The 13102-nt window shown below is 49.0% G+C and carries 6 protein-coding genes; 4 read left to right on the forward strand and 2 right to left on the reverse strand.

The window, feature by feature from the left end; genetic code table 11:
• Positions 1-99: 99 nt before the first annotated feature.
• The 4 genes from HB364_RS23290 to HB364_RS23305 all read left to right on the forward strand — a co-directional run bounded on the left by HB364_RS23290 (position 100) and on the right by HB364_RS23305 (position 7280).
• On the forward strand, positions 100-2493 hold the full coding sequence (locus HB364_RS23290) for an ABC transporter permease (protein ID WP_167290739.1): 2394 nt from the start codon (positions 100-102) through the stop codon (positions 2491-2493).
• Between the two features lie 39 nt (positions 2494-2532).
• On the forward strand, positions 2533-3195 hold the full coding sequence (locus tag HB364_RS23295; RefSeq protein ID WP_167290740.1) for an ABC transporter ATP-binding protein: 663 nt from the start codon (positions 2533-2535) through the stop codon (positions 3193-3195).
• A 47-nt stretch (positions 3196-3242) separates the two neighbouring features.
• The gene (locus tag HB364_RS23300) at positions 3243-4580 is read left to right on the forward strand and encodes a TolC family protein (RefSeq protein WP_167290741.1); all 1338 of its coding nucleotides are present in this window, start codon (positions 3243-3245) and stop codon (positions 4578-4580) included.
• Between the two features lie 180 nt (positions 4581-4760).
• Entirely contained in the window at positions 4761-7280 is a 2520-nt protein-coding gene (locus HB364_RS23305) for a T9SS type A sorting domain-containing protein (protein WP_167290742.1), read from the forward strand.
• A gap of 105 nt (positions 7281-7385) precedes the next feature.
• On the opposite strand, the gene HB364_RS23310 is transcribed toward HB364_RS23305, so the two are convergent.
• Both HB364_RS23310 and HB364_RS23315 read right to left on the reverse strand, forming a co-directional pair.
• Positions 7386-12005 carry a MopE-related protein gene (locus HB364_RS23310; RefSeq protein WP_167290743.1) on the reverse strand — a complete coding sequence of 1540 codons (4620 nt, stop codon included), beginning with the start codon at positions 12003-12005 and terminating at the stop codon, positions 7386-7388.
• Between the two features lie 20 nt (positions 12006-12025).
• Positions 12026-13078: a YncE family protein gene (locus HB364_RS23315; protein WP_167290744.1), complete on the reverse strand. Its 1053-nt coding sequence runs from the start codon at positions 13076-13078 to the stop codon at positions 12026-12028.
• Positions 13079-13102: the final 24 nt, after the last annotated feature.

Below are 13102 nucleotides of genomic sequence, written 5' to 3' on the forward strand. Positions count from 1 at the left end.
GAGCGAGTGGTAAGTGGCGAGTAGCAAGTGGGTGCTGAAGGCACTAGCCACTTGCCATTTACCACTAGCCTGTTTCACAAAAACTATAAACAATAAACTTTGTTTAAGAACTATCTCAAAATAGCGTTCCGGAATCTGATGAGGAATAAGACCTTTTCCTTCATCAACATCTTTGGCCTGGGCCTCAGCATGAGCGTATGCCTGCTGGTGATCATTCGTGTGAAAGACCAGTTGAGCTACGACAAATTTCATCCCCATGCCGACCAGCTATACCGCATTATTACCGATGTGACCAATAGAGAAGGCAGGGATTTTACATTGGCCAGTACGCCCCTGCCGCTGGCGGATAAATTGACTACCGACTTTGATCTCGTAGAAAGTTTCACCCGCATTTATCCCTGGAATGGTAATGCCAATAGTGGTGTTAAAGAACTGTCCGTACGCCAGGCATTTGTAGACAACCATTTCTTCCAACTGTTTGGTTTTACCCTCCGGTCGGGCGATACCCGTACAGCCTTAACAGCGCCCAATAGCATTGTATTGAGCGCAGCCACCGCAGAAAAGTTCTTTGGACAGGCAGATGCCATGGGACAGGTAATCTCGCTGGCCAACCTGGGCGATTTCCGGGTGACCGGTGTGCTGGATAAACCTGCCGGCAAATCGCACCTGGAGAAAGACGCCTATATGTCTATGAGTTCTGTACCGCAGCTTGAAAAAACGGGGAAACTGGCAGCCAACCTGCAGGGATGGAATAATGGCACCAGCGCCTATACTTACTTACTGCTGAAACCACAGGCCCGGAAACAACAACTGAGCCAGGCAGTAAGCACCATTGCCGACGGCCTGGTAAAGCACTCAAAGCTGGTAGGAAAAGAAAACTTCTCCTTTACCGTACAACCCTTCAATAAAATAATATTAAGCGAAGAAATGGGCTTTCCGCTGGGCAATACCGGTTCACGCGGCAAAGTACTGGCCGAAATAGTCATCGCCTTTATCATCCTGTTATCGGCCTGCTTTAACTATACCAACCTGTCTGTAGCCCGCTCATTGAAAAGAGGCAAGGAAGTAGGCATTCGCAAAGTATCGGGCGCGGTACGGACACAGGTATTTGTGCAGTTTATTATTGAATCGCTCATCACTGCATTTCTGGCACTGTTGCTGGGCTGGATTATGCTGCATATCATAACCGGTCAGGCATTCAGCCGGGATATGATATCGGCCGACGATCTTACACCGGATGCCTCCACTTTCTTATGGTTCTTCGGCTTTAGCCTCTTTGCCGGCTTGCTGGCAGGCGTATTACCGGCCTGGGCCTTATCCGCTTTCAAACCGGTAGAAGTATTAAAGAACCTCTCTACCGTAAAATTATTCCTGGGAAATAATTTCAGGAAGAGCCTGATTGTAACACAATTCTCGCTATCATTGATAGCGGCCGTGTTTACGCTTACCTTCTTCCGTCAGTTTGATTATATGGCCAATGCTGATCCCGGATTCAGAAAGGACCATATCATCACCATTCCTGTAACGGCAGCCGGTCAGCCCGTACTGAAGCATGAACTGGAACAACTGAGCGGCGTTACCAGTGTGGCAGCCATCTCTACCATTCCCGGTAAAGATGCTACCGGCGCTACCAGGGTAAGGCCGCGCCCCGGAACAGACCCCATCAGCATGGACTATTATTATGCAGATGCCGCCATTATCAATACCATGAACCTCACCCTGGTGGCAGGCAACAGTTTTCCCGTTGCGCCAGACAGCGTGCAGACCGAACAATATGTGATCCTGAATGAACTGGCCCTGCAGCCACTGCATATCACTTCGCCGCAGCAGGCTATTGGTAAAGCCATCTGGATCGACGACAGCGTACAGGTACAGATAGCCGGTGTGATCAAAAACTTTTCCCATCGCGGGCTGGATATTCCGTACATTCCACTGGTGATACGTAACAAACCATCTGCCTTCCATTACCTGGTGGTAAGCACTGCTACTTCCCTGCCGGCTACTTTCCTGAAAACAGTAGAAGGTGCCTGGAAAAAGCAATATCCCTACCAACCTTTTGAAGGCCGCTGGCTGCAGGAAGAATGGAAGAACCGGTACAGCGCCACCGGTACCGTGGGCATGCTGGGCTTCCTCACGTTCATTACCATCACCATTGCCTCGCTGGGCCTGCTGGGTATGGTAATGTATACCACAGAAACGCGCCGCAAGGAAATTGGCATCCGGAAAGTAATGGGGGCCAGTGTAGCAGCAGTGATGACCTTATTAAGCAGGAATTTTGGGAAGCTGTTGCTGATTGCGGGCTGTATAGCCTTACCCATCGGGTACCTGTTAAGTTTCTTTTTTTTAAACATATTTGCAAACCGTATTTCCATCGGCGTGGATATCCTGCTGATCAGCTTTATGGGTATGTTAGGAATAGCCCTGCTCACCATGATCATCCAGATATACCGGGTAGCAGTAGCCAATCCGGTGGAAAGCCTGCGAAGCGAATAATGAACCATAAACAACAAACAATAAACTAAAAACTATAGAATGTTAGAGCTAAAGCACATCTCCAAATGGGTTACGATAGGCGGCAAACCTACTTTCCTGTTAAAAGATATTAATCTCACGGTTAAGGCAGGTGAATTCGTATCCATCATGGGGCCTTCCGGTTCCGGTAAATCCACCCTGTTGCACATCATCGGCATGCTGGACGATGCCAATGAAGGCGAATATTATTTTAACGGGGAGGCAGTGCACAGCATGAAAGAGAAACAGCGCTCCCAGTTATACAAAAGACATATCGGCTTTGTATTCCAGGCTTATCACCTCATTGATGAGCTCACCGTATATGAGAATATTGAGACCCCGCTCATTTACCAGGATATCAAGGCTTCTGAACGTAAGGCAATGGTAGCCGATATACTGGACCGTTTCCAGATAGTAGGCAAGAAAGATCTCTTCCCTACCCAGCTTTCCGGCGGACAACAGCAACTGGTAGGTATTGCCCGCGCCCTGATTGCCAAACCACAGTTACTGCTGGCCGATGAGCCTACCGGTAACCTCAATTCCAAACAGGGGGAAGATATCATGGACCTGTTCAAACAACTGAACAATGAAGGCGTGACCATTATACAGGTAACCCACTCGGAAAAGAATGCAGGCTATGGCACGCATATTATTAACCTGCTGGATGGAAGGATTGACAACTAAGCATCCGGCATTCAGTATATAAAACCTAATCAAAAGGAGAAACAATAATGAAACCAGGTAAAGCCATGTTGACCTGTTATGCGGTAGCATTGATGTCGCTGAACAGTCTTGCGCAAACTACGCCCATAACACTGAAGCAGTGTGTAGAAACGGCTATTGCCAATAATATAGATGTGAAACAGCGCGACCTGCAGATGCAGCGTTCAGCCGTAGGCTGGAAGCAGGGCAAAGCCAACCTGTTGCCTTCCCTTAATGGCAGCGTGAACCACAACCTCAACCAGGGACGTAGTATTGATCCTACTACCAACAGTTATGTGAACCAGAGTTATACTTCTGCTACTTATAGCCTAAATGCCGACCTCACCCTGTTCAACGGCCTTCGCCTGATCAATAATTTAAAAGCAAGGCAATATGACTATGAAGCCAGCCGCCTGGAACTGCAACAGCAGAAAGATAACCTGACGCTGGATGTAATATTGGCCTACCTGGAGATACTGACCAATATAGACCTGCTGGAGCAGGCAAAAAAGCAGGAGTCGGTAAGCCGGCAACAGGTGGAGCGGCTGGAAATAATGCATAAAGAAGGCGCTATCAAACCATCGGACCTGTATGACCTGAAAGGACAACTGGCCGATAATAAACTGGCCATCATCAACAGCGGGAATAACCTGAATGCCGCCAAGCTCAGGCTGGCTCAATTGATGAATGTGCCCTATAATGACGCGCTGCAGGTGGAAAGACTGACAGCCGAACAGTTTGCCATGGATTATCAGGCTACTCCAGACAGCATATACCAGGTAGCTACGGAACAACTGGCACTGGTAAAAGCAGCCAACCTGCGGCAAAAAAGCGCCGAAAAAGATGTGAAAGCAGCCCGGGGCGCCTTATTCCCCACCATCGGCATCGGCGGTGGCATAGATACCCGCTTTTCCAGTACCGGTGTAGATACTTCGGGCGGCAAGGTATCCTATTACGACCAGCTTAGTAATAACTACAGCACTGGTGTAGGTATTGGTGTTAGTATTCCCATCCTGAACGGCTTGCAAAGGAGGAACCAGGTAGCGCTGGCTAAGATTGATCAAAAGCAGGCTGAATACACTGCCCAAACCACGCAGATACAGTTAAAACAGAACATTGAGCGGGACCATTTCAATATGGAAGCCTCCCTCAACAAGTACCAGGCACTGGTAGACCAGGTAGGTTCGTATACAGAAAATTTCCGGATAGCTGAAGTACGGTTCAATGAAGGCGCTTCTACTTCCGTAGAATACCTGCTTGCTAAAAACAACCTCGACAGGTCCAATACCAATTTAATTATTCAGCGGTATGATTATGTACTGCGTACAAAGATCCTGGACTATTACCAGGGAAAAATGATGTGGTAATACGATCAATTATTATATCAAGCGATACAGGGTAAGCCTGTATCGCTTTTTTATTATGCAATTAAAACCCGGTTCCTTTCAACTCACCCCTCCCCTGCCGGCACTTAATGCATAAGGCTTCCAGGCCCTCAAAATAACCCCTTCCGGCGCCCGTTAGATCAGGATATAATATCCATCCCTATGTATCCATTATTACGGAAAATGCTGTGGGGCTGCCTGGTATTGCTGATAAAGACCGCTGCGGCCCAATGCCCGCCGGCCACACCTTTACAAATTGATGGGGTGCTCACCACCGACAGCCGGTGCCAGTCATCAGGCACTGCTCAGGTGCAGGCATCAGGCGGCGCTGCTCCCTACACGTATTCCATCATTGCCGGACCGGTAACGGCGCCTCCCCAATCGGGCGACAAATTTGAAGCACTGGCCAATGGCACTTATACCTTACAGGTTACTGATAACTGTAACAATACAGTAACCCGCAACTTTACCATCGGTGGTACCTATACCACGCCCAATACATCTGAAACGCTTATCCCGCCTTCTTGTCAGGGTACTGCCGATGGTTCCATGACCATCCAGGTAACCGGCGGCAGGGCGCCGTTTACGTATTCACTCATAGCGCCATCGCCGGTGATTGTGACCAACCAGGCAGGCAATGTTTTCAGCAACCTGCCCGCAGGCGTATATACCTACCGGGTACAGGACAGTTGTGGTAATTTTCAAACAAGGACTGTGACCTTGCTGGAGAATACCAACAATACCTTCAACATTACTGCTATAAAATTGCAATGGGTAGCCTGCGACTCTTTCTATTATGCTTATCGCATCACTTCCCCTGCAAGCGCCAGCTTCAATGCCCCTTTCCGGGCCGAGCTTAGATTGCCCAATGGTATAGTGATCACGCATACCTTCCCGGTGCCCACCGCTATCATGAACGATACCTTCTGGTTCAGGTACAAACATACACCGCTGGTGAACCCCTGGCTTACACTCACGGTGTTCAATGCCTGCGGAACATCCAAAAGTGTATCCACCTATATGAGTCCTGACATGACGATTACAAGACTTCCGGCCGGCGGATGCAGCAGTCAATACAACTATACCTTTGACCTGGGCAGGGATAACAATCCCACCTACCCGCTTCCTATACCGGTACATTGCAGCACCATCACCTACACATTGGTCAATCCTACAGGCGTGGTGGTAGCCTCGCAGGTGAATAATTCTACTTTTTCAGGCTTTCCCGCGGGGAATGGTTATAAAGTAATCCGCGAAGATTGTTGTGCCAAAGACTCCCTGATCTTCAATTGGCAGGAAATTCCCCGGTTAACCCTGGACTATTCCCTGGAGCCCTCCTGTAAGGAAGGCACCGCCTTCGCCCAGATCCTGAATTCCAGCAAAGTACCCGGTACACTCATTGTGGCTTCGGGGCCTGCCGCTATTACCTTTGCCGATGGCTCGGTACACAACTATATTTATCCGGATACGTTGCATAACCTGTTTGGCAGTGCCGACATTATTAGCCTTGGCTACCTGACCGCAGGTACCTACACACTTTACTATGCAGATGCCTGCGGACAAAAAGACACAGTAGATATGGTGATCTCTCCCTCCATGGTTAAGCAGGTAACTTTTGACGCCAACCTGGTGAAAGGTTGTGTAAATGATAACAAGATCATTTACAACGGTACTGGCAACGTGGCCGATTTTGATTATATAACCATCAACGGAAGCATTACTGCCACGCAGCTTGTTACCCAAACTGATTTCAAAGACTCGGCTGTTAACCTGCAGCCCGGTCTTTACCAGGTAGATTATAATTATGGGGGCAGTCCCGCCAATTATTTATTACAGGGAATGGCAGATTTTGGTTGCGATGTCATCTCCCGCAACATCCATATCCCTGTTTACCAGCAGCCATGGTTGCAGCCTCAGACAGCCGTGAGCCATTGCGGAACGGACAGGATCGTGAGCCTGCAACCCGACAGCAACAGAGGCGTACTTCCTTTTCAATACCAGATCACTGCAGGACCAGGGGCCGCCCCTGCACAATCCAATCCTGTTTTCAATAATCTGCCCAAAGGAATGTATACGATACAAATGACAGATGCCTGCGGAAACAGTTATTCCAACAATATAGCTATTGACACCATGATCAATACAGGTTTATCACTCACCTATGAGTGTCAGTTTGATTATGTCCTGGGAGATGTTGCCTATAACCGTTTTTATACGCCAACCTGGCAATACCCCAACAGCACTGTTAGTAGCAATCCATTGTTGTATATCTCACCAATCACAAAGTTTGATACCGGCTATTACAAGCTGACCATCACCAGCAATATTAATGGCTGTGTTACTACCAGAGATACTACGATCCGTGTGGACCTGTGCATCCTATTAGCCGAAAGGCCAACCGGTAACAGGCCCGGTTCATCCGCGGGATCTAATGAAGGAAAGTTATGGGTATACCCGGTACCTGCTCCCCGCCAGGCGCCGGTGCGGGTTCAATATGCCCGCGCAGCGAAGCATGCCCGCTTACAGGTAATAGACCTGCAGGGCAGGACCGTGTTGCAACAAAATGTGGATTACAAATCCACACAAACCAGCTTAAACCTGGGCAAACTGCCCGCAGGCACTTACCTGCTGGTATATATCAATAAAGATCAAAGGGAGATCGCCAAAATGGTGTTACAATAGCAAAAGGGTGGGTCGCCTTCCTAAGGCGGCTCACCCTTTTGCTATTTATTCTCCGCAGAGTCTCCCGAAGGGGACTCTGCGGAAAAACATCTCTCCTTTCCTTATCTACAATTTGATCAACTTGATCAGCTTCCTGTTGCGGCCCTGCACTGCTTCGAGGATATAATGCCCTTTTGCATAATTACCACCCAGTGTGATCCTCGCGCCAATGGCAAGGTTCTCTCTTACTTCCACCAACCTGCCCACCTGGTCATATACGCGGATACGTATCTTTTCCAACGGTTCTCCCTGTTGCAGGTGCACAGTAAAGGTATAATAGCTGGGCACCGGCGATACCACTACATGGAACTCGCCTGCTGCTGCAATAGGGCTTTCAGGCGCCTGCTTGCCGGCACTTTCTCTGGCCCCCTGTGTGCTGGTGATCAGTTGCTCATCTACCTGACCGTTACAATTGTCGTCACGGCCGTTCTTTACTTCCGCAGCACCAGGGTTCACCGCAGCATCCCAGTCTTTGCAATCACCACCCACCAGTACGTGGCCAGCCAGCGGAATAGCGGATAGCTTGGAGTTCTCATTACGTCCATAACCATCACGGTCTACGTCCATATAATACCGCAACATAGGCAATCCTTCATCTACCTGACCATTACAGTTATCATCAAAACCATTGGCCTGTTCAGGAGCACCAGGATATACCGTAGCATCCCAATCTTTGCAATCACCATTCACCAGCACATGGCCGGCCAGCGGAATAGCTGATAGTTTCGAATTATCATTGCGGCCATAACCATCACGGTCTACATCCATATAATACCGGAGCATGGGCAATCCTTCATCTACCTGTCCATTACAGTTATCATCAAAACCATTGGCCTGTTCAGGAGCACCAGGATATACCGTAGCATCCCAATCTTTGCAATCACCATTCACCAGTACATGACCGGCCAGCGGAATAGCTGATAGTTTCGAATTATCATCACGGCCATATCCATCACGGTCTACGTCCATATAGTACCGCAGCATCGGCAATCCTTCGTCTACCTGGCCATTACAGTTGTCATCACGGCCATTGGCAGCTTCCGCAGCACCCGGATTCACCGTAGCGTCCCAATCGGCGCAGTCACCGCCTACCAGTACCCAGCCGGGTATCGGCTTATCAGACAAGCGGGCCCCCTGTTCACGGCCATAGCCATCCCGGTCAATGTCCTGGTAATACCAGCGGGTGATGCCGCAGTTCTCATCTACTTCGCCATTACAGTTATCATCCTTGTTATTATCACAGATCTCAGTAGCACCCGGGTTTACGGTATTATCATTATCATTGCAATCACCTTGTACAGTGGTATAACCTGCGGGCGCTGTAGTTTCACAAACAGTAATGGTTTGTGTTGACCCATAACCATCCCCATCAGTATCCCTGAAATACGTGTATTTCGTAAAGCCTTCATCCACTTCACCATCACAGTCGTCGTCCACACCATTACAGATCTCTGCCGGACAAGCGTCTTCTATTTTGATGGTAGCCTCTCCGGCATGCTTGATGCCTTCCAGGTTGCCCGTATTATCAGATGACAACGTAAAGAAGCTGTAGGTGCTGCCGGGCGTACCGCTGAAAGTGATCGCCGTATCGGTGGTGGCTGCTTGTACAGCCTTGAATGTGCCGCCATTCTCCGACACGTACAGCACATAATCACGCAGGCCCGAGCCACCTGCATCATCCTGTCCGCTCCAGCTTACGCGGAAATCGGTGTTCTTGCTGGTAGCAGGCAATGCTTTCACCCGGCTTACCGGCGGCAGGGCATCAATGGTATTGAAAATAACAGGGGTTTCAATGGCTGCGTTGACATCAAAAACAATACTGGCTTTGGCATGAATGCTGTCGCCTGTATTCGTATGATTGGCTGCTTTAATAGTATAAGTTACAAAGCCTTCTCCCCTGCCGGTGGAATCATTGATGGGCAGGAAGCCCAGCATAGCATTGGCAGGCGGCAGCCCGGTGGCCGGGTCTTTGGATTCAAAGATCCAGAACACTTCTTTCTTATTTACATCAATACCCGCCGTAACATCTACCACCACGCCCAAAGAATCCATCACATTGAGGCGCGTTGAATAATAAGTCTTGTCAGCAGGTACCGGGAAGGTCATGCCGGCAAAGCCAAAATCACCAAGGCGCAAAGAATACAGGTTCGCATTACTATCAATTGGGTGGTTGATCTTTACCACCTGTGCCGGGGCAGTAGCGAATTCCGGATCATTTTCAAAGCGCACCATATAAGTATGACGCTGAGATTTAGCCACCATCTTACCGGGACCATAACCCTCAGGCCCTACAATATCATTGGGGTCGCGGGAACATACAATAGGTACGAAAGTAACTTTACCGCCCTTTGTCCGTTTACAACCGGTTTGTTTATCCGTCACCGTTACCGTATAATAACCCGACCCGCTCACTGTCAGCACTCCACCCGGCCAGCTGTATTCATAATCGCCCGAACCGCCGTTGGCCGAGGCCGACAAAGTGATCGTAGGACGCTGGTCTTCACAGAACTCCACAGAACCAAAACCCGATACCTGTACCTCCAGGTTACCATCCTTCAGGTGAAAGTCCTGCGTGTACTCACAGTCAGTATCCTTTTTCCGAACGATGGCCTGGTGCCAGCCACCTGCCAGGTTTTTGAACACATTGGAAGACTGGAATTTTGAACCGTCTACACTATACTCAAAAGGTCCTTCATCGCCATATGCGTTGATCGTGGCTTGGCCATCTTTTTTACCACAGGAAGAAGCAGGCTTGGCTACCACATCGATGAGAATCACCAGCAGCTTAAACTCGTGGATATTATCTTTTTTTGCAGCATTGGGTAATACCCAACTTCCATCGATAAGACGTTTATCGACCATTTCGCCCGACCTGGGGCTTTTATCGGTAAAACCCTGTAGCGCATTACCGTTCATATCATGCCCGTCGATCTCCAGCTTATGCGGTCCCTCGGGTCCATCTTTCGTTAACTCTGCCGGTATCTCAAATTCAAATGTCTTTCCGTCGGATCCTCCTGAAGATGATTGTTCCTTATAACCCAGCGAAGGCACTTCCAGTATAACATCTTTCATTTCTTCACTCATCGTGATCTTGATCCGGATAACGCCGCAGGCCTTCTTGTCGTTCTTTTCTTCCTGCAATATCAGTTGATCGGCGCTGGCTTTCCAATTCCAGGTAGCCTTGTACTTGAAAGCACCACCTTCTATTTGCACGATCTTGGCATAAGGGCGGAAATTATCGACCCTGAATTCTTTGTATTTTATGGGCGCTTGTGTTAGCAGGTCTTTCAGTACAATACCCACCCGGTACTTCGCATCGGCAAATTTAGCTTCGTCGATACATCTTGCCAGCAGATAACCGTAGGTATAGCCATTGGGTTCCGACACTGTTTCCCGGGCATCGGTAGCAAAACATTCATTATCGTCGATCTCAGCGATCTGCCCCCCCTCTCCTTTGGTATTCGTGACTATATAAGAGAACCATTGCTCCCAGTCGTATCCATTCGGTGTGCTGGTGGGTTTCTTACTCTTTGTTTCTTCCCGGAAATCCATGATCTTGGATACAAATTCAGTGTTCTCATTGTCTGCATCTGATTTATAAAATATCTTCGAATCATATACCACATAAGGTTTTGCAGCCGTTTTGACAGCTTGTTTCCAGGCGCCTTTCTCATTCTTTTGGATGAAATATCCAACATAACCGGGACTGGTATAGGGCGCATCCGACGATTGCTGGTCTACTGCCTCTACTACGATGTCAACTCCGTTGTGTACTTTCTCCGGCTCAAAATATTTGATTTCACCCGGTGTTTTCAGGAAGCTGATATCCCTTCCGTCATCATTCACATCCAGTACGAACGGTGGAGACATTTGCGGATCTCTGTGTGCAGGCGCATTAAAGAAAGTAAAAGGGTTTTTCGTGCTGGCAAAAGGATCAACGAGATCATCGAAATAACCAAAGTGGGTATGAGAAGACATGATGGTCCAGCCGCCGCTGTATATAGTGCCCAGTACCTGACCCACCTCTACGGAGTGATCTTTTTTCACAGCGGGATCGATGGATTGCAAGTGGTTAAATTCATATGCCTGAAATGCACCATTGATCGATATAACGACGACAACGCCGATATCACTACCCTGGCCGCCGCTGATTGCCACGATGCCACCCGCAGGCGCCCGTACTGTTTCACCATGCACGGCGCTTTCCCCGTTCATATCTACTCCTTCATGAAAATATTTATCACCGCCCGCCTTGATCGCTTCACCGAACCCGTTCAACACTTCAAGGCTTTCGCCGGTGGTGCTACCAGGTTTCAGTACAGGCCATTTTTTAGTGAACCCGTTTCCCTTTTCATTGGAAGGGACGCTCCACACACCTCCTACCTTTTCCCGGAGCTGGTAATAATATGTTTTCGATTCAGACAAAGCAAAGTCTGTGAACCGGGTAAGCGTTCCTACGCTAACCCAGTTACTCCAGGGTTCGCTTCCTTCCCTGCGCCGTACTTGCGTTTCAGTAGCGCCGGGCGAGTTAGTCCATATCACTTCCATCGATGCTTTACCAATATGGGGCATCGTAGCCAATAACTCGAATTGTGCCGGCACCTGCGCCCACATCGGCAGGCTGCTCATCATGGCGCCCATGAACAGCAGGCAGATCATCAACCGAAGGCGTATAATATGTTTCATATATTCAGAATTGTATTGTGTTATTTCAACCTTAATGTTACTACTTCACTTTCTGTGCTAAGCTGTATATTTCCATCCTTGCCGATCTCCAGCTGCCGGTAAGGTTGCAGGTATCCTTTGCTGGCAAATTCACCTTGTGATAACAGCGCACCTGTCCGCGCATCATACGCCTGCAAGCTTACCTGTTGCTTAGAGGCGCTCAATGAAAGTGTCAGGAATATATCTGCAGAAGGATGAGCGATCACCGGAAACCGGCCAACCGTTACGCCAGGCAATGCGCCCACCTGTATTTGCCTGAAACCGGCACTCATATCATATATTACCCACGCCTGGTTGGTAGTAACGACCATTTTTTTAGAGGCAAGGAAAGCAACGCCCGAAACACTGCTGCGGAGTGTATGCAACAGTCTTCCCGTAGCATCATACACCAGTAATTTACTGGTATACTCTTCCGGGATGAATATGGACACTGCTATGTATTGATGATCGGGCGCAATGAATACCTCCGTAGGCCAGGCGCCGGGCAGGTTGGCGCTCCAGCGTTTATTACCGTTCAAATCATATAACGAAATGGTATAAACGGGCGGCCCGTCTTTAGCGGTATTACCGGCAAAAGCCATCGAACCATTATCCGCCACTGCCGCCACATAAGGCTTTTTGCCCAACAGGCCCAGTGATCTGATGAGAGTGCCGCTGGCATTATAAACACTTGCATAAGCAAAGGGGGCCGAATGCCTGAAAGCAGAATCGCCATACACCCATATCCTGCCGCCTGCTGTTGCCACATCTGCCTGGCTCAAAGCCGGCACCATGGCTTTCATGCCTTTGCCTTCAACACGGTATACCCGTTTTCCTGCACTGGTATCAGGTTTTACCCTTATTACATTGCTGCCTGCGTTTATCGCCATCCTGCCAGCTTCGCCACTGGCCATTGGCTGCCGGCTGATGACCTCAAAACCTGCCACCGGCTTTACCTGGGCCATCGACAACATGCCTGCCAGCATAAGCCCGCAGCAAACAATAGCACGCTTGCCGGCGGATGAGATAACCCTGGTTATAAGAATCGTTTTCATGACTGATCTTTTATTGAATGATGT

Origin of the sequence: Paraflavitalea devenefica, assembly GCF_011759375.1 — a bacterium.
Classification (GTDB): Bacteria; Bacteroidota; Bacteroidia; order Chitinophagales; family Chitinophagaceae; genus Paraflavitalea; species Paraflavitalea devenefica.